Origin of the sequence: Nostoc edaphicum CCNP1411, assembly GCF_014023275.1 — a bacterium.
Classification (GTDB): domain Bacteria; phylum Cyanobacteriota; class Cyanobacteriia; order Cyanobacteriales; family Nostocaceae; genus Nostoc; species Nostoc edaphicum_A.
Genome location: NZ_CP054698.1, coordinates 7,549,191 through 7,573,804, shown reverse-complemented (window position 1 = coordinate 7,573,804; position 24,614 = coordinate 7,549,191). Strand labels below are relative to the sequence as shown.

Sequence of the window (24,614 nt, the reverse complement as noted above, 5' to 3'; positions counted from 1 at the left end):
TTTTCAAAAATTCACCAAGAAATTCTCAAAAAATATATTGACTTTATAGACATTTACTGAATATGGCGGCTTTTTGCACAAAATATCATAAGTGGAAGTTATAAGTATTTTAATATACAGTGTTGGCTATTTGCTGTTTGGAACTATGCTATTAGCTAGATAGTAGATGCATCTCAACAGAAAAACGAATGCTTAATATCCAACTGTTAGAACCCTAAATAAGATTCAAACACAGACCTGTTGTAATCCTTATAATTTAGGGATCTACATATCAGGCGTTCATAAATCAAATAGGATTCTTAATATCGGTAATGTGTGCATATAGTTTTTCTCCAAATTCCAAAAATTAACTGAAGAGGTAAAACCATGACTAACTTTCAGCTTACTCCAATTCAGAAGGTAGCAAGTGATTATTATAATGGCAAATTAGCCAAGGCTTTTTCATCTCCTGTTTTTGAAAAACTACATAGAGGTTTCACAGGAATTCCTAATTTAAATGACCTGTTAAATCAGCTTGATAAAGCTCCAGACACCAGCCCACCATCAGTTATAGCTATCCCACCTACTATTGACCAAAATATATATCAAAATCTTTTAGATCTTCAACTTCTGACTAGTTATATTAATGTTGTCAGCCTAGGTTTAATGTACGAGATAAAACCACAAGGCTGGAACATAACCGATCCAAAAGAAGCAACAGATTTTACAAGAAGTTTTGCTAATTCATCATTTAAGGTAATAACACAAGGATTAGCAGGAATTTTAAATATTCAAACTCAACTTGCATCAACAGTTAGGGAGTCAGTAACATTAGGACAAGCTCATAGTATAATATTAAATGAGCTTTTTGGTTCTTTTGGGTTTCCAGACTCAACAATCAAGCAATTGGATTCCATACTGACCCGTACAACAAAGAAATTATACGATTTGTCTATAGATTTCAGAACACAAAGTGAAACTTTAGATTTTGCAGTTCTGCTCTTTTATTTTGAAGAAGTTATGGGAATTAATTATAAAATCCCATATATGCGTCTTTTCTATCTAAGTGTAGATCAGTCATCATGGAGAGCATCAGTAAAGATTGGTAAATCTAGTGCATCCGTAGAACGGTTCTCTTTTAATATGAATTATACTGATACAAGACTAACGATGAATTCGGAACTATTGAGAGAATATCGTCCAGCGATGGAAGCGTACATTAAAGACAGAGTAGGTGACAATCTTCAAAAAATACAAGAATTGACACAACCTTCCATAGTAGACAGGTAGCTGTAGGTAACTGCAAACATAAATCGTCAAAACTTTCAGGATTTCCCACAGTCGGTATACCCATAATATTGCCGCTTTAGATGTAACTTAAAGGATAAAGTGTCCATTTTTTGACCATAAAGTGACCGCAGAACATAACCTGTAGTTAAAGCCTATTTGAAAAAACTGAATGTGAGATCCAGAGATTTTGTACAACAAAAAAATAGGACTTATAGCTTAATTGGTACTTCCACTTTATCCTTTAATTTCGCCCACTTTATTCTTTAAACAACATCTGTCCCGGCAAGATTACAGCACTTCCTTCCGGCGGCTATGAGGTACATCCCCAAAACTGAAAGCTTTGATAGGAGAGGGGCAAGAGGAAAACTGTATTGCATAATAGCCGGAAACACTGTATGGTTCCGATTTTTTACAACCTATCTAACTTTTTAAACAGCCTCTAAGAAGAATAGTATCATTATTTAGATATATAGGGATCTGGTTTGATTCCTTAAATTATTTGCGTAGGCACCAAAAGGCAACAGGATTGTAGAGAATTTAGTTTTACCAAGTTCTGTTCAAAAACAAAATCGTAGTCCTATAAAATTATGACTAATTTTGAAAATCTGACAATTAACCAGCTAATAAATAGTTTTAATAATAGCCAATTAGCTAAAGCTTTTTCATCTTCTGTTTTTACAGAAAACACCGGAAATAAATTACCGAAACCAATATATGATTTGCATCTACAAAATTTTTTAGACAATCACAGTAAAGCCCAAGAGGCAACACCAAAAACAATTATTGTTGTACCACCCACATCCAATATAACGACAGATATATACAATAATCTTTTAGCTATCCAATTACTGAATAATGTTATTTTTGTTGAAACTTTAGCTGAGATTTACCGCAATAATCCAAACGGTTGGGATATAGGTGTTCCACAAGAAGCTTCAGATTATATAATATCTTTTTCTAATGCAAAATTGAGAGTAATAACAAACCAATTACAAGACATTATAAGTTTTAATCAGGGAATTGCATCAAATATTGATCAATCATTAACATCAAGAGAAGTTCATAATTTATTATTAGATAAAGTTTTTGGATCTTTTGGTTTTCCACCGTCAACAATGAATCAATTAGATAACATACTTACTAATATAGCCAATAAATTTTCGAGTTTAAATTTACAATTTAAAACAGAAAGTGATACTTTAGATTTTCTAGTAGTTATATATTATTTTGAACCCATTCTGGGAATTGATTTGGCACTCCCGTATATGAATTTTTCCTATATTCGTATAAATCAGAAATCATGGAAAGAATTAGTAAGAATTGGTAAAGTGGGCGTATCTATAGAGAGATTAAATTTTCAGATGAGTTATTTCTCTCAAAAAGGATTGATGAATCTGCAAAAGATTAAAACAAATAGTGAAGGTTTGAATACTACTATCAGTATAAGATTAGGTAATAAAGTAAAAGCGATACTAGAAGAGATACAACCTTCCATAATAGAAGAAGGGAAATCGGACAAGCATTTGTGATACCCTAGAATAAGTGTATTTTATCAATACCTCTATGTAATGAAATTTGTAAGCATTGAGGTCAGGGTGATATTGACAAGTGTGGTGTATTACACACTTGCTGTTTGCTCAAATAGTTCATCAAGCTCGGATGCGGGGAGTGCCGCTTTCAATAGAATTGGCACTATTACGGTTAATGGACTTTGTTGGGCAATCGTTCAAACCCACATTCGGCAACCTAAGAAAGACTTGTTGTGTTGTAAATTGTCCTCTTCTACCCTTATCTCGTTGTCCCCACTCCCCACTCCCCACTCCCCAGTCCCCACTCCCCTGCTAGGCTAGAAATAGCCGATACAGAAAAGAGGGAATCGAGAACATGCCGCACACGATTGTTACAGAAGTCTGTGAAGGCGTCGCTGACTGCGTAGATGCCTGTCCAGTAGCTTGTATTCATGATGGCCCAGGCAAAAATGCCAAGGGAACTGATTGGTACTGGATTGACTTTGCCACTTGCATCGACTGTGGTATATGTCTCCAAGTTTGCCCTGTGGAAGGGGCAATTCTTGCAGAAGAACGACCGGAGTTGCAAAAAACTCCGTAATAGTCCATAGTCAACAGTCAATAGTCAATAGTTATGTTTGACTTGACTGTTGACCAATGACAAATGACAAATGACCAATGACAAATGACAAATGACTATTTACTAGACGTTCAAAATGTCCACGCTGGATACATCAAAGATGTGGATATCCTGCAAGGTGTGAATTTCCAGGTTGCAGCAGGAGAATTGGTGACAGTGATTGGCCCCAACGGTGCGGGTAAATCTACTTTGGCAAAAGCAATTTTTGGACTTTTGATCCCCCACACAGGCACAATTACCTTCAAAGGTGAAAATATCGTGGGGCTAAAGTCCAATCAAATTGTCCAACGAGGAATGTGTTATGTACCGCAAATAGCCAATGTCTTTCCCTCTCTCAGTGTTGAAGAGAACTTGGAGATGGGTGCTTTTGTGCTTAACGTTCCTTTGAAACCAATTAAAGATAAAATATTTACTATGTTTCCCAGACTAAGCGATCGCCGTCGTCAACGCGCTGGTACTCTCTCTGGAGGAGAACGCCAGATGCTAGCGATGGGAAAAGCTTTAATGTTGGAGCCTAGCTTACTGATTTTGGATGAACCATCTGCTGCTTTGTCCCCCATCTTGGTGACACAAGTGTTTGAGCAGATTAAACAAATTAATCAGGCGGGTACTGCGATCGTATTAGTAGAACAAAATGCCCGTAAAGCTTTAGAGATGGCTAATCGTGGATATGTATTAGAGTCGGGACGTGATGCGATCTCCGGCCCTGGTGAAGAATTGTTGAATGACCCGAAAGTGGGTGAGCTATATCTAGGAGCGGGTAAGAGACATTAATCTTTTTTAATCACTCTTGCCCCATTCAACATAACACCAGCTTCATAAGGGAGCTTCATCAGGCGATAGCGATGCCTCTGGTGGGCTGCGCCGACGCTATCATATAACTAAATACAAATCCTGCCACTGCCGCGACCGTCGTTTTCGATGCTCAAAGAATTCTCCCCAATAATCCTTGCGTTTCTAATCACATCTACAGCGAGTAGAAAGGTAAAACAGGACAATCATTCAGGAAAAATTGACCAAAATGTAAATTACCCGGATTTGTCAGAACCCCCATTAGCAATTCGTAATTCTTGATTACGTCATGGATGAGTATTTAAACCCAAACCGTAAGGTTGCAACCTATACAACCTATATCCGTATTGCTCACAAGCTTCAAACGTTTGATAGAGAAGAGGGGCAAAGGGGCAGGGGAGAAATCCGGGTATAGAAGTCTCTGACTCTAATGGCACTAACTGGTTTCTTAAATTACGAATTAGTAATTACATTGAGTGCTTTTGGCAATTTGGCATCCAAAATTTTTCTGTTGCAGTTTTAATTGAGATATCAACAGGGTTACAGGGAAATTGAGAAAATTCTACAAGGGATAAATTCCCGTCTCAAAACCCCACCCAATGGCCAGTTGTTGACGCCCACGCTCTCCGAACCACCCTAAAGTGGATGCAGCGCAAGCGTCATCGCTTCACCACAACTGGCTAGAAATCAAACAGAAAACACATAGTACAAATGAACTTACACAGATTTAAGTTGGGTGATGACAGGCATCACTTAGCCAAGAAGATCATATCAAAGCGATCGCACCATTTATTTAATATGCTTACCTACTTAACTTCTAAATTACGATTAATGTGAAGATTAAATGACTCTTAAATCGTGTAAAAAGGTACTCTTGTATCTTGCTTGAATCTGATATCTTCCTGAGAACAGCTTTGTTGTTATCAGCTAGATTAATGAGTCGAATTAATGGATTTGTAGGGCGACGTGATTTCTTAAAATTTGCAAGTGTAGTAGGTATTGCGGCTACTGCTTTTGGTGATAGCTTTTGGAATTCAGAGCAAACTGCTGTTGCTGATATTCACCCAGTTAACCCTAATCCAATCAGTCCGAATGAAGCCATCAGACGTTTACTGGATGGTAATCAAAGATTTATCCAGCAAAAACGTCAATATCCCGCTCAATCACTAGAACGTCTACGATTAGTTGCTAAAGCTCAGTATCCGTTTGCCGCTATATTAGGCTGTGCAGATTCTAGAGTACCTGCGGAAATCGTTTTTGATCAAGGACTTGGAGATTTATTTGTCGTGCGAGTTGCTGGTAATGTCGTCAGTGACACGGTTATAGGTAGTCTGGAATACTCTACAACCGTATTGGGTTCGCAGTTAATTGTAGTTTTGGGTCATAAAAGATGTGGTGCAGTAGCAGAAGCAATCAAGAACGAACCACTTCCTGGCAGAATTGGTTTAATTATTGAGAGCATTAAACCATCTGTAGAAAGAGTAAAGTTCAGAACTGGTGATAATATGCAAGATGCGGTTATAGCTAACATTCAGTATCAGACTGAAAAATTGCAGGAAAGCTCAACTATTTTAGCTAAATTGCTTCGTGAAGATAAACTAAAAATTGTTGGCGCTTGTTACGACATTGACACTGGTAAAGTCAACATTATTACTTGAACAAAACTAACAAAAATTCAGAAAAACCTAAAAGCAATGCACAGCCTAAGCTTGTAACAAATAAACCTAGCAGGAACCACATAACAAGGCCACCTGCCAGGAAGGTATAGTATATTCTGGCCATGTTTGATTAGGTTAGCGCTTATTTATAAAAAATAATTGCGTATCCCTAGATACAATAACTAAATACTTTGGGAAACACAGTTAAGAAAAGTTACTAAATAGGTTAATTTCCAATTAAAACCAATAATTTACAGAATGAGGACACGGGGCACGGTAAAATATTTACCAAATGCACCATCCCTATACTTCTCTATGAGAGGCTGTGCTAACGGCAAAGCTCAGTACAAGTGCCTCATGCCCCATAATATAAGAAAGCGCTTCACACTTCTTAAACAATCAGTTTTATTAGAACAATGGCGAGAGACTTACGGGGATTCATTAAAATTTTGGAAGAAAGAGGACAATTAAGGCGAATTTCAGCTTTAGTTGACCCAGATTTAGAAATTGCTGAGATTTCCAACCGGATGCTGCAAAAAGGTGGCCCAGGGTTGTTGTTTGAAAACGTCAAAGGCGCTTCTTTCCCGGTGGCGGTGAATTTGATGGGAACTGTGGAAAGGATTTGCTGGGCGATGAATATGCAGCATCCAGAGGAATTGGAAACTCTGGGGAAAAAACTCAGTATGCTGCAACAGCCAAAACCGCCGAAGAAGATTTCCCAGGCGATAGATTTTGGAAAAGTATTGTTTGACGTGGTAAAGGCGAAACCAGGACGGGATTTTTTCCCTGCTTGTCAGCAAGTTGTACTTCAAGGTAATGATTTAGATTTAAACAAGTTGCCTTTGATACGTCCTTATATTGGTGATGCTGGCAAGATTATCACGCTGGGATTGGTAATTACCAAGGATTGTGAGACGGGGACACCAAATGTAGGTGTGTATCGTTTACAACTGCAATCCAAGAATACGATGACCGTTCACTGGTTATCGGTGCGGGGTGGGGCCAGGCATTTGCGAAAAGCGGCCGAACGTGGGAAGAAATTAGAAGTTGCGATCGCACTTGGTGTTGATCCTCTAATTATTATGGCAGCTGCCACACCCATCCCTGTAGATTTATCAGAATGGCTGTTCGCTGGACTGTACGGCGGTTCTGGTGTGCAGTTGGCGAAATGTAAAACCGTCGATTTGGAAGTTCCCGCAGATTCAGAATTTGTCTTAGAAGGGACGATTACACCAGGGGAAGTTTTACCCGATGGGCCTTTTGGCGACCACATGGGTTATTACGGCGGCGTGGAAGATTCGCCGTTGGTACGCTTTGAGTGTATGACGCACCGGAAAAATCCGATTTACTTAACAACATTTAGCGGCCGTCCACCTAAAGAAGAAGCGATGATGGCGATCGCACTAAATCGCATTTATACGCCCATACTGCGGCAACAAGTATCAGAAATTGTCGATTTCTTCCTCCCAATGGAAGCTTTGAGTTACAAAGCGGCGATTATTTCCATAGATAAAGCATATCCGGGACAAGCGCGACGAGCAGCTTTAGCGTTTTGGAGTGCTTTACCACAATTTACATACACAAAATTTGTAATTGTTGTGGATAAAGACATAAATATTCGTGATCCGCGTCAAGTTGTGTGGGCGATTAGTTCCAAAGTTGACCCAGTGCGGGATGTCTTTATTCTGCCAAATACACCTTTTGATACCTTGGATTTTGCCAGTGAAAAGATTGGCTTAGGTGGACGTATGGGAATTGATGCAACTACAAAAATTCCGCCAGAAACAGACCATGAATGGGGTTCACCTTTGGAATCTGACCCAGAGGTGGCGGCGATGGTAGAGAGACGATGGGCAGAGTATGGTTTAGCAGAGTTGCAGTTAGGAGAAGTAGACCCGAATTTGTTTGGCTACGATATGAGATAATACCATCTCATAAAATACCTAATAAAGATACATAGTAGGGGCGTACATCTGTATGCCCCTACAAATGGTGGCAGAAAATTGAAGAAATTATTTACAAAAAAGTGAAAAATCCAGCATCAAATTTAGTGATAAGATTAGCATTAAGCTGTATTAGTGTAATCCTCAATACTGGTATAGCTAATCAAATAAGTTTAGCGAAATCAACTAATCTTCAAAAGTGCGATCTTCTTGCCTACGTCACCGATCCAGATCCACAAGGGTTAAATGTGCGGAGTGGTGCAAGTAGAAATAAGACAATTCTAGGGCAAATCCCTATCAACGAGACAGTTCAGGTTATTGGTGCTGCTGGAGATTGGGTACAGATTACTAATGCTAGCGATGGTTTTCAAGGAACTGGATGGGTATTCGTGCCAAAGTTAGGCTTAACAACGCAGGGTTACGGTACTAATGGTGTGGATTTATATAGTAGTATCAGTCAAGAAAGCCGAAAATTGAGAATAATTCCTGCTAATACGGCTGTCAAATTACTCGGTTGTCAAGGAGATTGGGCACAGGTGGAATATCAAGGTGTTAAGGGTTGGTTAACAAGGGAAGATCAATGTGGTGCAGCTCTTACTAGTTGTTCTTAGAACCCTACCCCGCAAACCTATCCATGCTTGCGACTTGGACAGATGCGGCATCTTTTCTATTTTCTACCTAACGCTGCGCGATCGCTAATGCTGCGCTAACTGAGCGCTGGCTTTCGGTATTCAGACAACTCTCGGCGTCTCTTCTGGAAATATACTTTTTCAGCAACTTACCCACAATCGAAATACCTTGCTCAATCTCCTCTTGCGGAAGGCAGAAAGTCAGACGCATCGCTGGATAACCCTGCTTATCGGGGAAAAATGCCGAACCACACGCCAGATAAACATTTTGTGCGAAGGCTTCCTTGCGAATTGTCCCAATCGGAAGATCATCTGGTAACTGTACCCAAAGAAATAATCCTCCCGTGGGAACTGTCCAGCGAATCTCTTCAGGAAAATAACGTTCCAAAGCTTGCAGCATCGTATTACGACTTTGCAGATTATCTGTGCGAAGTCGGCTGAGGTGACGGCGGTAATGTCCGGAAGCAAGATATTCGCTAACTATTGTTTGCGAAATACTGGATGTATGCAAGTCATGAAGCAACTTCTGCTCAATAATTGCTTGATAATGCTTACCTGTAACTACCATATAGCCCACTCGTAAACCAGGCATTAAAGTTTTAGAAAAGGTGCTTAAGTAAGTTACCAAATTATTTTTATCTAAAGCTTTAATTGGCGCCGGCACTGCATCAAAATTTATTCCTTCATAAGCATTATCTTCCAAAATTGGACACTCATACTTTTCGGCTAATGCTAATAATTGTTGACGATGATTTTGTGTTGTTGTCAATCCGGTTGGATTGTGAAAGGTACTAATGGTATAAATTAATTTCGGGCGGTGGCTGTGTAGATATTGCTCTAATAAATCTAAATTCATTCCCTCGGCAGTCATGGGAATACCAATAATCTTGGCTCCTAAGTTTTCTAAGATAGAAATTGCACCATAATAAGTGGGAGCTTCCACAATCACCCAATCACCAGGTTGTACATAGTAATTCATCGCTAATGACAACCCTTGCTGAGAGCCATTAGTAATAATTAAATCCTCTGGAAAAACCTCTAATCCTTGATGTACTAGCATCTGGGCAATTTGTCTGCACAGAGTTAGTTGTCCTTGAGGCATCTCATGAGGAAAGAAAATATCAGTATCTTCTTGTCTTAGCGCTCGTCTGGCAATGAGGTTGATATCTTTTGGTGGACGAGGATAACCGTAGCCAAAATTAATTATCCCTGGCTCAGTTTGTGATTGCACCAGTGGAGTATACATTTCATAAAAAGAACACTTTCCTGGTTTTGTAATTATGACATTTTGGGCTGGGGCAAATGTAGATTCTAGGTTGGTACTGTTCAGAGAAACACTGCTGACAAAATATCCCGAACCCTGACGGGCGGAAACAATCCCATCTGCTTCTAAAACGTTATAGGCTTCAATAATAGTGAGTTTGTTAACTTGTAAACTATCTGCCAGAGAGCGGATAGAAGGCAGGCGATCGCCATTTTTGAGTGCGCCAGATTTAATCAGACGACTGATGCGATCGCGGATCTGCAAATAAATCGGTTTGTGTGACTGCCGTTCTAACAAAATCTTCATTTTGGCACACTCGTCAATGACTGAATAATCATCAATATTGGCAATATAAGCTATTTGTACGAACTTTACCTAGTACAGTTGAGAGTTTTTTTACTATACCAGTTGAAACGAAGCTGAACTGTACTAGATCAAATCTGCCAAAACTGTACCTTCTCAGTTTAAAACTCTTACGTGAAAGTAAAAGTAATAGTTCACTATTTATCAGGTGCTTTAACTATGAATAAATTTAATTTTTTGTTAAATTTACAAAAATATTGGCAACATTTTGTTATCTGGATGGCTAGTGGTTCTGACCTCCAAGTGTGGCACGAATCAGACCGTCGTGGTCACACTTCTTGTTGGCACGCTTACGATCCAATCACAGGACGATCTGCCTGTTTTGGTTCTGAAGAAGAAATGCGAATTTGGATTGATAAGTGTTACTACAGATAGCATTTATTAACACGATTATTGTAGAGACGGCGATTTATCGCGTCTGTGTGATAAATTATCGAATCTTTGTGATCTAAAATTTTCATCAAAAAGCCTTAACCGAACCGTATTGCTATAGTAGGGGAACTAAATTCTATCTGTCCCTACCAAAAACCTGTATTCTAGACAATTGAAATATTCAGCGTGGTTCTAATTTAGCAACTCGCTCCTCTAATTTGTTGACTTGTTGCTTTAATTCAATCACCAAAGTTGCAAGCCGATCAAACATCCGATCTTGCTGTGATAAATTTCCTCTAGAACCAGTTGGCTGTCGTGGGGTAAGTGTTGTCCTTGGGGATGGAGACTGGCCGGTTCGACCTAGTTGAGACTCTATCTGATTTAACCGCGACTCAACACGATTAAAGTCCGCTTCCAGGTTATTGATTCGGGACTCCACTTGCTGGGATGAAGCAGTTTTGGGAAATAACCCAGCCCAGATAATTGTTACTAAAATACCGGCAAGTACTAGCACTTTGATTTTATTCATGTCAATAGCTAAAGTCTTACAGAGGTTGTTTGAAAAGTGTTTCGCTGTGACTTGAGGCACTTTTAGATCCCCCCTAACCCCACTTGAAAAGGCTACGTTGTACACACCGTAGCCCAGAGGGAGAGGAGCAAGTGGCGTGGATTTAGGAGGAGCTAAAGTTTTTTCTACCGACAAGAGGACTTTTCAAACATCCTCTTATTTATCCTGTTCTAAGTTAGAAAATAGCTTCTGCCAATCGATAGAGTTAAGAGTATTGTCTCCTTGTTTTACCTCAAATGTGACATTACAAGCTGTCGCTAGTTTGAGAGCTTGTACGCAAAGTTTTGCCACATCTTCACGGCTGACTTTTCCCTTAATATTATCACCTTGCTCGAATATTAATTCCTTACCTCCTGCCTCTTCAGTTAAAGCACAAGGTCTAATAATCGTATAAGGAATTCCGCTTTCTCTTAAACTATCTTCTCCCTTCAATTTCCAAGTTAAAATTCCTCCCAATTGGTCATTTAATTTCACTGCTGGGGGTTCTTCATCTAAATTAATACCGGGGCGTCCGGGACGGGTTACACCTGCTGAACTGACAAGGATAAATTGTGGTAAAGTTGTCCCGCCATAAGCTTTGACTGATTCCAATTGAAAAGTAAAACCACCAGGAGTAAATTTGGGATTTAAAGCGCCATCATATTCAAATTTGCTCAACATCAGTTGGAATGAACAAATTCTACTTTGCTCAATTGGCGGCGCATCTTTGACAACTTTTGCCCGAAATACGGGAATCAAATCTGCAAACGGAATGTGAATATCTATCCAGGTATTAGCTACCGTGTCAAAGGAATAGCTATAGCCAATACCGTCCCATTTTGTATCTGTTCGCAGAAAGATTTTATAACGCTGACCGTCACCTTTGACGCGCAATTTCACACCTACGTAACCAGATAAGTTGAAGGGTGGATCAAAATTCTTAGTTCTGACAGAAGCAAATCCGCCAGAGTTAGCGGTGGAGACATTACCAGCAAATAAGGCCGTATTTTCTAACAGTTGGATATTACTGGCACTCACACCACCCATGACAACATCATCCAACGCTCCCCAGTTATCTTTTAATTCTGCCGATGGCTTTGTGAAATCAAATATTAGTTTTTCGTTTGCTTGGGGTAAATATTTGGCCGCAGCTTGGACTAAGTTTTTGACACCTTGATATTCTACATTTTCTGGGGTGTCACCAACGATTTCTGGTTGGTAAAATTTAACACCTTGGTAATATTTTGCTCTATCTGCTGTATCTCCCTCAACTGGTTGTACGCGCACTGCTGTACAACAAACTACAGCTTGGATATCAGCCATAACTAAAGGAGTTAAAGTTTCTGGTTGAGTAATATCCGCAACTACTAAATCTATATCGTTACCAAGAATTGACCGCGCTTTGTCAATGTCTCGTACTAGTGCGCGAACTTTATAACCTTGCTCAAGCGATCGCAGCACTACTCGTTTACCTACACCACCTGTTGCACCCGCTACTAATATTACACCCACGTTTCTTCCTCCATTGGGTCTATATTGATTATCCTTAGGACGACCTTGGATTAACTGCTGTACCCAGTTAAGGAAAGGAATTACCTCAAAGTAAGTCAGGGTTTCGATAAACCTGCCTAAGTCCCATTGAGAACGATTTTTGTCAGTCATATTTGCGTCCTCATAACTTTCTTAAGTCTAGCCCAATCAGTCGATGAAGAAGTAGTTCAAGTATTATCTATTTTACACTTGATTAAGTACGGTACTGGTATTATTTTTTATTCTACTACTCAGCAAAATTTGGGTTCGGCATACCTGCTTTTACTGACGCAGATGGTATTTAATATAATCATGATTTTTTGAAGTTCAGTACCCATATACTTTAGCGATCGCTAACTGAAGATTTAGATTGTCAGCCATTAGGCATAATCGCATTTTCACTGTTTTCTGCGTTCTGAAGCTTCCTTATTATAAGTAATTGTCTCATTGAATGGATGACTTAACGTGTATAAAAATAACCAGAGTAGTAATAGTAGATGATAATCATCCCTTGGAACCTAAAGCAATTATCCCAGCCATGCAAATCCAAGGGTCTACTTTTTTAAAAAATGCATTTCATTACTTTTCAGTAAATTCACTGCAACAGTATTTCTCTAGAAAGGTACATAAAAGTATAAGTTAACTTTCAGGAAAATTACGATGAATTTTACAGACTCTATTAAAAATGAGCTAGTTTATTCTGGTATGATTGACCAAATTTTAAAGGTAGGAGATATTATTCCTAATTTCATTCTACCTAATGCTTTCGGTCAATTAGTAGAAATAGAAAAACTACTGGCTAGTGGGGCTGTAGTTATTTCCTTCTTCCGAGGTTCTTGGTGTCCTTTCTGTAACTTGGAACTAGCAGGACTCCAGCAAGCATTACCTGCAATTCAAACATTAGGAGCATCACTAATTGCTATTTCACCTCAAACTACTCGCCATACTATCTCAACTGTAGAAAAACATGAACTAACTTATGAAGTATTGAGCGATCGCAGCAATCATATTGCTCGTCAATTTGGGATTGTGTTTCAAATCCCAGAGTCTCTAAGACCTATATTAAACGAGAAAGGTCATGTGTTGCCTAGATACAATGGAGATGAGTCTTTTGAACTACCTATCCCAGCTACATTTGTAGTTGCTCAAGACGGAAAAATCATTTATGCTTTTGTTGATGCAGATTATACTAAACGGTTAGACCCAATTGAAATTGTGAGTATTCTACGAAATATTCCTATAGTTGGCAAAAGCTAGAATATCGATTTTAGATTTCCACTATTTTTTCCAATTCTTAGATAATACTCAGCTTTATATAGGACTCATATTTGATTTCTGAAAAAACTCAGTACAACTAAGAAGCCTTCTTGACTGTTGCCTATTGCCTATTCCCTGCCTACGCAAATCAGTTCAGAAATCAAAGCGGATTCCTATATCAGACTCATATCAGGATAATCTGTCATGATCGTATTTAGTAGAAATCAGGCAATTTTAAGAAATCGTTTTCTTTTCAAGAATTTGCCTGATTTGACGAATTTTCTCTAACGTTATCACAAAAGAATTATCAAAGATATGCAAAATGCTACTCTACAAAAAGCGATATTTGGAGCAGGTTGTTTCTGGGAAGTTGAAGCAGCATTTCGTCAACTAAAAGGTGTAACTTCTACAGCAGTTGGTTACAGTGGCGGACACTTTGAGAATCCAACTTACGAAGATGTCTATAGAGGCACAACTGGACACGCTGCGCGTAGGGGGAGCATGGTTGTAGACATTGCCTGACTTCCCTTCAGCAACCATTGTTCAATGCGATGTCTGACGACAACAAGCTATATATTAAAGTGGCGATCGCTTTTGATTAACCCATAGCTGGACGGATGGGCGTGAGATCGCTACGGAGCCATGCTTGTACCTGACGCGCTCTGGCTCGACTCTGTGATTCTTTTGGATACAAAGGTGTATCAGGAAAAACCTCGTCGATTTATTCTGCAATCGCTGATGACTCAGACAAATCGACATAGAGAAGAAGAGATGTGGATGTCAATGTATCCTCCTTTGGGGGGTAATGACTAAAATTAGCGATCAGACTTGAAAAAGCGGTTAGCGGGGCGGGCAAGTCCCAGATTTTCGCGCAGAGTTTTCCCCTCATAGTCTTTGCGGAAAATCCCACGCCATTGGAGTTCTGGGATAACTTTGTCTACGAAATCATTTAACCCTTCAGGCAGAAAAGGGAACATGATGTTGAAGCCATCAGACCCTTCCTCAATCAGCCATTTTTCCATTTCATCAGCGATGGTTTGAGGCGTACCGACGAAAGACAGCCCGCCGTAACTACCCACACGTTGAGCCAACTGGCGAATGGTCAACTTCTCCCGTTGCGCCAAGGCTACTATCCGCTCCCTAGAACTGCGTCCGGCGTTAGTTTCAGGGATTTCTGGTAAAAAACCATTGGGATCGAAGCCGGAAACGTCGTAGCCAAGAGCGCCATTCAAGCTAGCGATGCCACTGTCATAATGTACTAGGCTATCTAAATGTTTACGCTTGGCGATCGCCTCTTCCACAGTTTCGCCCACGATTACCAAAGCACCTGGAAGAATTTTGATGCTTTCTGGGTCACGTCCAATTATCCACGCCCGCTTTTTAATATCTGCAAACAAAGCCTTGCCTGCCTCCAAATTACCAGCAGGTGCAAACACCATCTCGGCAGTTTCGGCAGCTAATTGCCGTCCGGCTTCAGATGCACCCGCCTGAACAATCACCGGCCAACCCTGGACAGGTCTGGCGATGTTCAATGGCCCCCGCACCGAGAGATGTTTTCCCTGATGACCCAAAACGTGAATTTTTTCAGGATCGAAATAAATTCCTGATTCCACATCCCGAATAAACGCATCGTCAGCGAAGGAATCCCAAAGACCAGTTACGACATCATAAAATTCCCTAGCCCGCACGTAGCGTTCGTCATGTTCTACCTCTTCTTCTAATCCAAAGTTAAGCGCTGCATCTGGATTGGATGTGGTGACGATGTTCCAGCCAGCACGACCGTCACTGATATGATCAAGAGACGCAAAGCGACGAGCGATGTGGAAAGGCTCGTCATAAGTCGTCGAAGCGGTGGCTACTAGACCGATGTGTTCGGTAACGCTGGCAAGGGCAGAAAGCAGGGTAAATGGCTCAAAGGAGGTGACAGTATGGCTGCGCTTTAGGGCGTTGATTGGCATATTCAGCACCGCTAAGTGGTCAGCCATGAAGAATGCGTCAAACTTGCCCTGCTCTAATTTCTGGATGAATCGTTTCAGCGCTGGGAAGTTGAAATTGGCATCAGGTAAAGCTCCAGGATATCGCCAAGCGCCTGTATGTATGCTTACCGGACGCATGAACGCACCCAGTTTTAATTGTTTCGATCCGCTCATTATCCCTCCGTATATATGGTTTTAAACGCGCCGCTCTCCCCTGGAACCTCAATCTCTCAGGATGAGGCGGATTGACGATCAATTTGAACAAGTTAAGTTTAGAACACAGGCGCGATCGTACCCTTATAGGTGGCGTTGATAAAATCCTTCAATTTGGGATCAACAAGTAATTGATTGAGTTTTTGAATATTAGGCTCATTAGCTTTTGATCGCAAAGTTGCCAAACCCACCGCATAATTTTTGTTAGCCATCCCAATCTCGTCTATCACAATGGGGGTTAAAGATACCTTTGCTTGTGCAAGGAAGGATGCAGATATCACACCTAAATCGAGATCATCCAACCCTCTGACTAGGGCGTAATTGTCTAATTCCTTAATTTGGAGATTTTTGGGATGCTTGATCACATCTTGGACGCTGAAATACTCACCTGACTTTTCTTTTAAATTGATTACGTTAATATTTTTGAGGAATTTCAAGGCGCGATCTTGATTGCTGTCATCATTAGAAATACCGATTGTCGCTCCTACAGGAATTTCAGCGATTGATTTGATTTTTAGTCGTTTTGAGTATAGTCCGCTTAGGGTAGTATAACTGCGATTGAGCATGACAAAATCTGCATTGAGTCTCTTGGCAGCTTGCTTCATAAATGGTTCATGCTGGAAAACGTTAGCATCAATTTCCCCATTTTTGAGAGCATCATTAATCTTCACTGAGTCAGCTATGGTAACAATTTGAAAGTCTAAACCGTGGCTGGGAGCTATTTCTTTTTGAATGAATTTTAAAACATCTTCAGTGGTACTATTTCGAGAACCTACTTTTAGTGGTGTTGGCTGACTGGTTGACTGGCTGACTAATTGACTAGTTGGTGAATTCTGGTTTGGTGTACAACTGGCGAAAAGAATAGATGCGATCGCTAGTATAAAATAGCGACGTTTTATCCCTGTTAAACCTTTGTCTTTAACGCTCATCTCGATGATTTCCTAGTTTAGAATGAAGGCACGACTGTACCTTTGTAGTTGGTGTTGATAAAGTCCTTCAATTTGGGATCGACAAGCAATTTATTTAGTTTTTGGATATTGGGGTCATTTGCTTTTTCTGGCAAAATTGCCAACCCTGTTGCATATTTTTTATCAGCAATCCCAATATCGTCTAACGCAATTGGGGCGAGATTTATCTTTGCTTGGAGAAGGAAGGATGAATATGCCACAGCGAAATCGATATCATCCAACGCTCTCGCAAGGGCATAATTGTCTAATTCCTTAATTTGGAGATTTTTCGGATGAGAAATCAAATCTTGCAATGTGAAATACTCACCTGACTTTTCTTTCAGATTAATTAAGCCAAGGTTTTTGAGGAATTTCAAGGCACGATCTTGATTGCTGTCATCATTAGAAATACCAATAGTTGCGCCTACAGGAATTTCATCAACAGATTTTATTTTTAGTCGTTTTGAATAGAGTGCGAATACGGAAGTATAACTGCGATTGAGCATGGAGAAATCCGCATTGAGTCTTTTGGCTGCTTGCTTCATAAATAGTTCATGCTGAAAAAGATTAGCATCAATTTCCCGATTTTTCAGGGCATCGTTAATCTTTATCGAATCACTGATTGTCACAATCTGAAACTCTAACCCCTGACTGGGAGCTAGTTCTTTTTGAACGAACTTTAAAATATCTTCAGTAACGCTATTTCGAGAACCAACTTTTAGAATTTCTGTCTTAGTTGATTGGCTGACTAATTGACCCGTAGATGAATTTTGTTTTGGTGTACAACTGGTGAAAAGAATAGATGCGATCGCAGATCCTGTTGTTAGGATAAAATAGCGGCGATTAAACTTTGGAGAAAACATGATAATAATTCGTAATTCGTAATTTTTAATTCAGTTCAGAAAGGAAATTCTCTAATTAACAAAGTGAGATTTAATATTGATTTTCTTCCCAATCCCCAATCCCCAACTCAATGCACCTGTACTTCAAATTCTGCTTCGTGTAAATATTTCAAAGCTTGAGTTACCTTTTGACCTTCTAATTCAACGTGAAACTGACCAACTCGGCGATCGCCTACTGTTTCCACACTCCCACTGAGGATATTGATATCCACATCAAAATTACGGGCTAGGGTGGCGAAAATGGGTTGACTAGCTTGTTCTCCTGCAAAGGCGATCGTGGCAATAACTGCACCAGGCTTTGGTTTATAACCATTGCGATGGGGAAAAAATTCCTGCGCTAGAAATGATTCTGGCTTGGCGATTAAATCACTAACATATCCCTTTTCCACAATCTTGCCAGCATTGAGTATAGCGACACTATCGCAGATTTGCTTGACTACAGCCATTTCATGGGTAATCAGCAAGATTGTTAAACCCATACGCTTGTTCAAGTCGCGCAATAAATCTAAAATTGACCTCGTAGTTTGCGGATCAAGTGCTGATGTCGCTTCATCAGAAAGTAAAACTTTTGGTTCTCCAGCCAAAGCCCTAGCAATACCTACCCGTTGCTTTTGACCACCAGAAAGTTGTGCCGGATAAGCATCAGCCTTACCTGTCAACCCAACAAGTGAAATTAATTCTTCCACTTTAGTCCGGCGTTTCAGTCTACTGTAACCCATCACTTCTAGAGGAAAAGCAATGTTTTCCGCGACAGTTCTGCAATTAAGTAAATTGAAATGTTGAAAAATCATGCCAATGTGTTGACGAGCTTGACGTAACTTATCTCCAGAAAGTTTTGTCATCTCCTGTCCATCAACTACAACTGAACCCGATGTAGGTTTTTCTAACTGATTAACACAACGAATTAAAGTACTTTTACCTGCACCACTTTGACCTAAAACACCAAAAATTTCTCCTGGTTTTACCAGAAGACTAACTCCATCTAAAGCTATAGTCTTTTGGCTGTCTTGATTATAAACTTTGCGGACATCGGTAAATCCAATCATCTCAGAATTTCTCCACAATAAATTATTACTAACAACTTTTTAAGGAATGGGAAGTACTGCCCCTTGATATTTATCTTTCATAAATTCCTTGACTTTATCATCACGCAACAACTTATACAGTTTTTGAATTCTGGGATCGGTTTCTTTGCCTTTTAATGTTGTGACGGTAACAGCATAAATTGGGTCGTTAGCTGACTCCAATGCTAAGGCATCTTTATCAGTTTTTAATCCAGCTTGGACAATCCAATTACCTGTAACTCCTGCTAAGTCAACATCAGGAAGAGTAGGAATTGCTTGCGCTCCTGGTATCTCTTTAATTTGGATATTCTTGGGATTTCCAATAATATCTTTAGGACTCACAGGACGGACATTTGGCTTGAGTTTGATTAAGCCTGATTCTTCCAACACTTTTAAAGCACGATGGGCATTACTAACATCATCAGGAATGCTGACTAGGGCTTTATTTGGCACATCCTTAATAGACTTATATTTTTTAGAAAAAATACCTACTGGATTCAAGTGAATTTGGGGAGTAAAGGCATACATCTCGAAATTATGTTTCTTACCATAGTCCTCCATAAAAGGAATATGTTGGAAATAATTGGCATCAATTACTCCATCTTTTAAAGCAGTGTTATTCTGTACAAAGTCATTAAAAGTAACTATTTCGATATCTAGCCCAGCTTCATCTGCTAAATTCTTTTTGACAAAATCTAAAATTTCTCCGGCTGGAACTGGCGTTACACCAACTTTGATTTTCTCTTTAGCTCCAGCTGTAGATGCATTCCCAACTGGGGCTACTGATGGATTGGTAGTTGTATTAGCAGCAGAATTATTTTGAGGTGAACTACAGCTAGAAAATACTGTAGAAGCCGCAAATGATATAAATGCTATTAAAAACAATCGACGGTTAATATTGATGGAAATTTTCATGTGATCGCCTAATCTAATAAACAAAAATGTGAGCAGAAATTCATTTTTTATTAATTACGAATTACGAGTTATCTAGATTTACCACTTTTGTTCAGAAAACCAGTTGTAATTTTTATCTTTGACATCAATTTTTTTAGGAATGATTTTGAGTTCATAGAAGGTATCTGCCATACGTTGCAATCCACTCAAAACCTCATCTGTTACAGGTAACACCTCACGTTTACCACCACGTTCTTCTACAGTTTCCATTGTTTTCAAATCAATTTTATACAGCTTAGAAAGGAGTTTGGCTGAATCCTGATAATTGTCTCTAGACCAAGCACCAGCCTTTTCTAGCTCTTGCAAAATTGTCTTGAGAATATCTGGATAATCGCGCACAAAATCTGGAGCAGCATAATAAAAGCTTGGGCTTTCTAGTGGAGCTTTGTCTCCAAATACAGTGCTATTATCTGCCAATAGACGAGTGCGAAGTTTACGTTCAGCTTCAGCAGTATAAGGGTCCCAAATTAACCATGCATCAATATCACCACGATCAAACGCTGGTAAAGCCTCAGCTGGTGTCAGGTAAAGAGGTTTAATATCGCTAAATTTCAAACCTACTTTCTCTAAAGCACGCACAATAATATAGTGCTGACCAGAACCTTTTGCAAAAGCAACTTTCTTACCTTTTAAATCAGAAAGAGTCTTAATCGGTGAATTTTCTTGGACTAAAATAGCTGAACCTCTAGTGCTACCTGTACCGGCTGCAACTCTGACAAATGATTTATCTCCTGCTTGAGCAAAGACGCTTCCTGTACCGCCACCGCCACCAAAAACGATCGCACCTGCACCCATCCCATCCAACAGAGGTGCTGTAGAGGAAAATTCATTCCAGGTGACAGAAATACCCAAGGGTTGTAAGCGCTTTTCTAAACTTCCTTGCGCTTTGATAATATTTAGCAATGCCATTCCTTTTTGATGTCCCATTTTCAGCACTGTTAGCTTGGGTACTTGGGGTTGTTGTGCGGGTGCATCAGCGGAATTACTAGGAGTACAAGAAGCGATCGCTAAACTAAAACCTATACCAATAACAAAGAATAGAATAAAAGTTTTAATATCGTGATGTCGAAATAAGCTTCTTTTCTTGATAGCGTCTAAAAACTGATTTATCAATCGAGTGACCATATTTTTACTTTGCCTCTTAGCATTTTTGTCCGAATTTAAAATCTAGGTTATATGTAAAAAAAAGTTATAGCTCAAATTAAATATCGAACTTTCTTACAAAAATAGGAGTTCCACAGTTATAAAGGAAAATCGAACCATAGACAACGCAGAGTAATAAGAGTTTGAGAGGTATTTGGCGTAAGTCTTGAAAAATTAGTTTTATTAGATAAAATATGATAGAACTTACAATTTTAAAATTGTAGTGTTTTCCGCGACTAAATTTAAAATTTTTGTATATCAATCGAAAAATAGTTAATATTCTATTTAGCCAGAATAAATGAAATATTGATAAATTAATTTGGTAAACATAAATATTCCTAATCTATTAATAATTAGGAATATCTAAAATTATATAAAATCTAGCATTTTGTAAGTAAGAGAGTTACAAGATGTAGAATTAAAATCAGATGTTATCCCTCTTCTGTCACTTTCCGGGAAAGTGATCGCTAGAAGCCTCATGAGGCAATCAATACAAGCTATACTATTAGAAAAAAATAGGACTTGTATTTGTTATTAGAAAATAATCGCGCAATCGCTTGTTATACAAAAGCTCTAGATTTTAGAAAAGGCAAATGTTTTCGGAGAGTGACAGAAGAGGGTTATCCCTCTTCTGTCACTTTCCGGGAAAGTGATCGCTAGAAGCCTCATGAGGCAATCAATACAAGCTATACTATTAGAAAAAAATAGGACTTGTATTTGTTATTAGAAAATAATCGCGCAATCGCTTGTTATACAAAAGCTCTAGATTTTAGAAAAGGCAAATGTTTTCGGAGAGTGACAGAAGAGGGTTATAGCGTTTCCCAGGCAACTGAGGTACACCCAAATCTTGCTCACCAAGGTTAATAGCTTTAAAAACGTACCTCACTAGATCGGGAACCGCTATAACCCTCTTCTGTCACTTTCCGGGAAAGTGATCGCTAGAAGCCTCATGAGGCAATCAATACAAGCTATACTATTAGAAAAAAATAGGACTTGTATTTGTTATTAGAAAATAATCGCGCAATCGCTTGTTATACAAAAGCTCTAGATTTTAGAAAAGGCAAATGTTTTCGGAGAGTGACAGAAGAGGGATAAAGAGTTCCTATCTTGTGTCTCCTTCAACATCAATCATTCACACTCACAAGTTTGGGCAGTCTAGATATAGGGATATCCAAGAAGTAAGAAAGAACCTCTTGCCGCCAAGCATCATAAATTACTGGCAAATCATCAATTTCAATACCAATAGCTTTTTGACTCAACTGCCAATGATCCCGAAGGTAAGGATTGCGTCGGCGTTGACCTTCTTCATCTGCTTCTATGACTTGTGCAATTAAATCCTCTTTCTCGGCGGGTGAAGCTTGATCAAATTTACGTTGCCACCAATCCACAACTCCCAGGCGGTGAACAGCTTCATCTGGCAGGATTCTTTCTGCCGAAAATTTAGCTGAGTCTGGGTCATTAATTTTGCTGGTACTACTATTGATGAATAACAAAGCCACAATATGAAGTTCGTAATGCAACTCAAATGCTAAAAAGCCTTGCCAATTACGAATGGGTAAATCACCCATGTAATCCCAATGCTTCTGCACCTGCTTTTGGATATCCTTAATAGGGTCACGTCCCGATATAGCTTGCGCTCTTAAACGAGTATTTTGAGCATGTGCGCCATCATCACCTATTTGTCTACTCAAAAATAGCTGTAATTCTGGGTCAGGAAAGGAGTCGATTATCTTAGCGCAGACTTGCACAATAAACAGGTCATGGGCTGCACCAGCTACACGAAAGCGGTAGAAATTCTCTCTTTCCTCATCAGTTTCCGGCGATCTCGGTTCTTGCGTAGGCGTAGCCCGCCGCAGGCATCGCTTCTTCGGCAGATGAGGAGCATATTTATCAAGTAGTTTGTCAAAAATTTCCAGTTCTAAATCAGTAGTCCAAGCTGGACGAGTAAGTATTGCTGTCATAAAGTTTCCTTTAGGTAGTGGAGAACAATTTAATCCAAAATCTAAAATCTAAAATCTAAAATTCTTAGCCTCTAGCTCCTATTTTCAAGTTGGCGCTCGCTTCACTATCTACCGTTAACGATCGCACCCTCGGTATAATTTCCGCAGCAAAACGCTCCATTTCTGTGGCAAAAGGCTGGAATTGCAGCATGAAAGTACCAATTCCTACTTTGGTAAATTCAGCAATCCGATGGGCTACAGTTTCATAACTACCAACCAATCCTGCTGCTGTACCGCCATTGCTCCCTACACCAGGGTACTTAGCCATGTTTTTGAACATAACTACTTCCGAATCTACTCCTTTGAGTAATTCTGAGCGATCGTCTTGTGCTAGTACCATTGCTCTAAGGTTTTGATATTCCGCTTCTGCTTCTTCGTCTGTCGGTCGAGCAATGACAAAAGCTGACATGGCGAAGCCCAGAGGTTGAGAGCGAAACTTAGTTTTTTGAGCAACAGCCGCAATGGTTTCGCGGATGACTTCAATCGGACGACCATTGAGGAAAAATGTATGGGCTTCTTTTGCAGCTAGTTCTTGGGCTGGTTCTGACTCTCCCCCTAGATACACACGCGGATGTGGTTTGGCTACAGGTGGAGGATTGAGCTTCAAATCATTGATCTGAAAATATTCACCGTGAAAGTTGACTTTTTCTCCACTCCACAAAGTTTTTACGACCCTAATCCATTCATCCGAATAGCGATAACGCTCATCATGAGTAAGAAAATTTATCCCCGGTTTTTCCATTTCTGGCTTGAACCAGGCACTTACTAAGTTAATCGCAAAACGTCCATGACTTATAGCATCAATACCTAAGGCCATCTTTGCTAAGACGGCGGGATGAAATAGTAATGGCTTAACAGCTGCAATAATCTCGATAGAGTTTGTTGCTTCTGCCAGTGCTGCTGCTGCTGTCCAAGTTTCTAGCTGGTCAAGTTCTTGGTTCCTGGGATTGATGATATGTTGCGCTATTAAAGTTGTGGTAAATCCGCACCTTTGGGCCAACTGGATTAAATTCTTGGCTCGTGAGTAACTAGCATCACGAGGTTCAAGAGGATGGTTCATCACGCCGCAGTTACCGTAAACGGGAATCCAAATCCCATAGCGTGGTTCAGACATAGTTTTCTAGAACCTTTGTAGTAGGCACTAAAACTTTATTTATTTTTGTACCTGGGTTAAATCATACGATAAATCTATCGAGCTACCGTAGTATACTATGAGATTTGCATAGATGAGGATAAAAAACAAGGGGGTATCTGGATTCTGTGGTTGGGGACAGGGAACTTGAGGAAAGGAGAATATATTATTGAAAAAGGCAGTTCTTGCAGATAGCGCAGCGTAAAGCCTTCTCTACGAGAGGCTCCGCCAACGGCATGGCTTCGCTTAGAGCGAGTCCGCGAGCGTCGGGCAGCTATACTAAAGGAACTTTTTCGTCGGGGATCTAGCCCTGATTTAAGCACTTTAGTGCTTAATACAAAATCCTTTAACCTGTAAAAAGCTTGAAGTAAGTAAAAAGGAGTGACGAGATTTTATAGTATTGACACCTCACCCATCACTCCTTATAACTTGCGCGTTGATTAGCTGTTACGCATTGTTAAATTACACCAGCTTACTACTTCATTTATCCTCTAACTAAAGAGGCGGATAA

The 24,614-nt window shown here is 39.7% G+C and carries 22 protein-coding genes; 11 read left to right on the top strand and 11 right to left on the bottom strand.

What is annotated here, in order from left to right:
* Nucleotides 1-366: 366 nt before the first annotated feature.
* The 7 genes from HUN01_RS34170 to HUN01_RS34140 all read left to right on the top strand — a co-directional run bounded on the left by HUN01_RS34170 (nt 367) and on the right by HUN01_RS34140 (nt 8,421).
* The gene (locus HUN01_RS34170) at nt 367-1,269 is read left to right on the top strand and encodes a hypothetical protein (protein ID WP_181929880.1); all 903 of its coding nucleotides are present in this window, start codon (nt 367-369) and stop codon (nt 1,267-1,269) included.
* Nucleotides 1,270-1,856: 587 nt separating this feature from the next.
* Nucleotides 1,857-2,798: a hypothetical protein gene (locus HUN01_RS34165; protein WP_181929879.1), complete on the top strand. Its 942-nt coding sequence runs from the start codon at nt 1,857-1,859 to the stop codon at nt 2,796-2,798.
* A gap of 355 nt (nt 2,799-3,153) precedes the next feature.
* Nucleotides 3,154-3,378 carry an indolepyruvate ferredoxin oxidoreductase subunit alpha gene (locus HUN01_RS34160; RefSeq protein ID WP_012407913.1) on the top strand — a complete coding sequence of 75 codons (225 nt, stop codon included), beginning with the start codon at nt 3,154-3,156 and terminating at the stop codon, nt 3,376-3,378.
* A gap of 84 nt (nt 3,379-3,462) precedes the next feature.
* Entirely contained in the window at nt 3,463-4,191 is a 729-nt protein-coding gene (locus HUN01_RS34155) for an ABC transporter ATP-binding protein (protein WP_069074186.1), read from the top strand.
* A 953-nt stretch (nt 4,192-5,144) separates the two neighbouring features.
* A complete protein-coding gene (locus HUN01_RS34150) occupies nt 5,145-5,867 on the top strand; it encodes a carbonic anhydrase (protein ID WP_181929878.1) in 723 nt (240 codons plus the stop codon).
* A 416-nt stretch (nt 5,868-6,283) separates the two neighbouring features.
* Complete coding sequence (locus HUN01_RS34145; RefSeq protein WP_181929877.1) at nt 6,284-7,792, top strand: UbiD family decarboxylase; 1,509 nt, start codon at nt 6,284-6,286, stop codon at nt 7,790-7,792.
* A gap of 101 nt (nt 7,793-7,893) precedes the next feature.
* A complete protein-coding gene (locus HUN01_RS34140; RefSeq protein ID WP_181929876.1) occupies nt 7,894-8,421 on the top strand; it encodes an SH3 domain-containing protein in 528 nt (175 codons plus the stop codon).
* Between the two features lie 67 nt (nt 8,422-8,488).
* On the opposite strand, the gene HUN01_RS34135 is transcribed toward HUN01_RS34140, so the two are convergent.
* Nucleotides 8,489-10,009: an aminotransferase-like domain-containing protein gene (locus tag HUN01_RS34135; protein WP_238845905.1), complete on the bottom strand. Its 1,521-nt coding sequence runs from the start codon at nt 10,007-10,009 to the stop codon at nt 8,489-8,491.
* Between the two features lie 216 nt (nt 10,010-10,225).
* Between HUN01_RS34135 and HUN01_RS34130 the strand changes: the two genes are divergently transcribed.
* On the top strand, nt 10,226-10,441 hold the full coding sequence (locus HUN01_RS34130; protein WP_181929875.1) for a hypothetical protein: 216 nt from the start codon (nt 10,226-10,228) through the stop codon (nt 10,439-10,441).
* A gap of 178 nt (nt 10,442-10,619) precedes the next feature.
* Here the strand turns inward: HUN01_RS34130 and HUN01_RS34125 are convergent, their stop codons facing one another.
* Together HUN01_RS34125 and HUN01_RS34120 are read right to left on the bottom strand one after the other, a co-directional pair.
* Entirely contained in the window at nt 10,620-10,967 is a 348-nt protein-coding gene (locus HUN01_RS34125; RefSeq protein ID WP_181929874.1) for a hypothetical protein, read from the bottom strand.
* Nucleotides 10,968-11,162: 195 nt separating this feature from the next.
* On the bottom strand, nt 11,163-12,647 hold the full coding sequence (locus tag HUN01_RS34120) for a CIA30 family protein (RefSeq protein WP_181929873.1): 1,485 nt from the start codon (nt 12,645-12,647) through the stop codon (nt 11,163-11,165).
* A gap of 528 nt (nt 12,648-13,175) precedes the next feature.
* Here HUN01_RS34120 and HUN01_RS34115 point away from each other — a divergent pair.
* The 3 genes from HUN01_RS34115 to HUN01_RS35850 all read left to right on the top strand — a co-directional run bounded on the left by HUN01_RS34115 (nt 13,176) and on the right by HUN01_RS35850 (nt 14,585).
* Entirely contained in the window at nt 13,176-13,772 is a 597-nt protein-coding gene (locus HUN01_RS34115) for a peroxiredoxin-like family protein (protein ID WP_181929872.1), read from the top strand.
* A gap of 315 nt (nt 13,773-14,087) precedes the next feature.
* Nucleotides 14,088-14,294, top strand: a complete 207-nt coding sequence (locus HUN01_RS34110) for a peptide-methionine (S)-S-oxide reductase (protein ID WP_338044519.1) — start codon at nt 14,088-14,090, stop codon at nt 14,292-14,294.
* A gap of 120 nt (nt 14,295-14,414) precedes the next feature.
* Nucleotides 14,415-14,585: a hypothetical protein gene (locus HUN01_RS35850; protein WP_238845903.1), complete on the top strand. Its 171-nt coding sequence runs from the start codon at nt 14,415-14,417 to the stop codon at nt 14,583-14,585.
* Between the two features lie 2 nt (nt 14,586-14,587).
* Here HUN01_RS35850 and HUN01_RS34100 read toward each other — a convergent pair whose 3' ends face one another.
* The 8 genes from HUN01_RS34100 to HUN01_RS34065 all read right to left on the bottom strand — a co-directional run bounded on the left by HUN01_RS34100 (nt 14,588) and on the right by HUN01_RS34065 (nt 24,085).
* Nucleotides 14,588-15,922, bottom strand: a complete 1,335-nt coding sequence (locus HUN01_RS34100; protein WP_181929871.1) for an LLM class flavin-dependent oxidoreductase — start codon at nt 15,920-15,922, stop codon at nt 14,588-14,590.
* A gap of 98 nt (nt 15,923-16,020) precedes the next feature.
* The gene (locus HUN01_RS34095; RefSeq protein ID WP_181929870.1) at nt 16,021-16,890 is read right to left on the bottom strand and encodes a MetQ/NlpA family ABC transporter substrate-binding protein; all 870 of its coding nucleotides are present in this window, start codon (nt 16,888-16,890) and stop codon (nt 16,021-16,023) included.
* Between the two features lie 17 nt (nt 16,891-16,907).
* A complete protein-coding gene (locus HUN01_RS34090; RefSeq protein WP_181929869.1) occupies nt 16,908-17,771 on the bottom strand; it encodes a MetQ/NlpA family ABC transporter substrate-binding protein in 864 nt (287 codons plus the stop codon).
* A gap of 107 nt (nt 17,772-17,878) precedes the next feature.
* Entirely contained in the window at nt 17,879-18,856 is a 978-nt protein-coding gene (locus tag HUN01_RS34085) for a methionine ABC transporter ATP-binding protein (protein WP_181929868.1), read from the bottom strand.
* A 39-nt stretch (nt 18,857-18,895) separates the two neighbouring features.
* Nucleotides 18,896-19,789, bottom strand: coding sequence for a MetQ/NlpA family ABC transporter substrate-binding protein (locus HUN01_RS34080; protein ID WP_181929867.1), 894 nt, complete (start codon nt 19,787-19,789; stop codon nt 18,896-18,898).
* Nucleotides 19,790-19,867: 78 nt separating this feature from the next.
* Entirely contained in the window at nt 19,868-20,953 is a 1,086-nt protein-coding gene (locus HUN01_RS34075) for an aliphatic sulfonate ABC transporter substrate-binding protein (RefSeq protein WP_181929866.1), read from the bottom strand.
* A gap of 1,142 nt (nt 20,954-22,095) precedes the next feature.
* Entirely contained in the window at nt 22,096-22,932 is an 837-nt protein-coding gene (locus HUN01_RS34070) for a hypothetical protein (protein WP_181929865.1), read from the bottom strand.
* Between the two features lie 64 nt (nt 22,933-22,996).
* Nucleotides 22,997-24,085 carry an LLM class flavin-dependent oxidoreductase gene (locus HUN01_RS34065; RefSeq protein ID WP_181929864.1) on the bottom strand — a complete coding sequence of 363 codons (1,089 nt, stop codon included), beginning with the start codon at nt 24,083-24,085 and terminating at the stop codon, nt 22,997-22,999.
* Nucleotides 24,086-24,614: the final 529 nt, after the last annotated feature.

What these genes read in the sequence shown, in the direction of transcription:
- HUN01_RS34170 (WP_181929880.1), top strand. Translation starts at nt 367, where the DNA reads ATGACTAACTTTCAGCTTACTCCAATTCAGAAGGTAGCAAGTGATTAT.
- HUN01_RS34165 (WP_181929879.1), top strand. Translation starts at nt 1,857, where the DNA reads ATGACTAATTTTGAAAATCTGACAATTAACCAGCTAATAAATAGTTTT.
- HUN01_RS34160 (WP_012407913.1), top strand. Translation starts at nt 3,154, where the DNA reads ATGCCGCACACGATTGTTACAGAAGTCTGTGAAGGCGTCGCTGACTGC.
- HUN01_RS34155 (WP_069074186.1), top strand. Translation starts at nt 3,463, where the DNA reads ATGACAAATGACTATTTACTAGACGTTCAAAATGTCCACGCTGGATAC.
- HUN01_RS34150 (WP_181929878.1), top strand. Translation starts at nt 5,145, where the DNA reads ATGAGTCGAATTAATGGATTTGTAGGGCGACGTGATTTCTTAAAATTT.
- HUN01_RS34145 (WP_181929877.1), top strand. Translation starts at nt 6,284, where the DNA reads ATGGCGAGAGACTTACGGGGATTCATTAAAATTTTGGAAGAAAGAGGA.
- HUN01_RS34135 (WP_238845905.1), bottom strand. Translation starts at nt 10,009, where the DNA reads ATGAAGATTTTGTTAGAACGGCAGTCACACAAACCGATTTATTTGCAG.
- HUN01_RS34130 (WP_181929875.1), top strand. Translation starts at nt 10,226, where the DNA reads ATGAATAAATTTAATTTTTTGTTAAATTTACAAAAATATTGGCAACAT.
- HUN01_RS34125 (WP_181929874.1), bottom strand. Translation starts at nt 10,967, where the DNA reads ATGAATAAAATCAAAGTGCTAGTACTTGCCGGTATTTTAGTAACAATT.
- HUN01_RS34120 (WP_181929873.1), bottom strand. Translation starts at nt 12,647, where the DNA reads ATGACTGACAAAAATCGTTCTCAATGGGACTTAGGCAGGTTTATCGAA.
- HUN01_RS34115 (WP_181929872.1), top strand. Translation starts at nt 13,176, where the DNA reads ATGAATTTTACAGACTCTATTAAAAATGAGCTAGTTTATTCTGGTATG.
- HUN01_RS34110 (WP_338044519.1), top strand. Translation starts at nt 14,088, where the DNA reads ATGCAAAATGCTACTCTACAAAAAGCGATATTTGGAGCAGGTTGTTTC.
- HUN01_RS35850 (WP_238845903.1), top strand. Translation starts at nt 14,415, where the DNA reads ATGCTTGTACCTGACGCGCTCTGGCTCGACTCTGTGATTCTTTTGGAT.
- HUN01_RS34100 (WP_181929871.1), bottom strand. Translation starts at nt 15,922, where the DNA reads ATGAGCGGATCGAAACAATTAAAACTGGGTGCGTTCATGCGTCCGGTA.
- HUN01_RS34095 (WP_181929870.1), bottom strand. Translation starts at nt 16,890, where the DNA reads ATGAGCGTTAAAGACAAAGGTTTAACAGGGATAAAACGTCGCTATTTT.
- HUN01_RS34090 (WP_181929869.1), bottom strand. Translation starts at nt 17,771, where the DNA reads ATGTTTTCTCCAAAGTTTAATCGCCGCTATTTTATCCTAACAACAGGA.
- HUN01_RS34085 (WP_181929868.1), bottom strand. Translation starts at nt 18,856, where the DNA reads ATGATTGGATTTACCGATGTCCGCAAAGTTTATAATCAAGACAGCCAA.
- HUN01_RS34080 (WP_181929867.1), bottom strand. Translation starts at nt 19,789, where the DNA reads ATGAAAATTTCCATCAATATTAACCGTCGATTGTTTTTAATAGCATTT.
- HUN01_RS34075 (WP_181929866.1), bottom strand. Translation starts at nt 20,953, where the DNA reads ATGGTCACTCGATTGATAAATCAGTTTTTAGACGCTATCAAGAAAAGA.
- HUN01_RS34070 (WP_181929865.1), bottom strand. Translation starts at nt 22,932, where the DNA reads ATGACAGCAATACTTACTCGTCCAGCTTGGACTACTGATTTAGAACTG.
- HUN01_RS34065 (WP_181929864.1), bottom strand. Translation starts at nt 24,085, where the DNA reads ATGTCTGAACCACGCTATGGGATTTGGATTCCCGTTTACGGTAACTGC.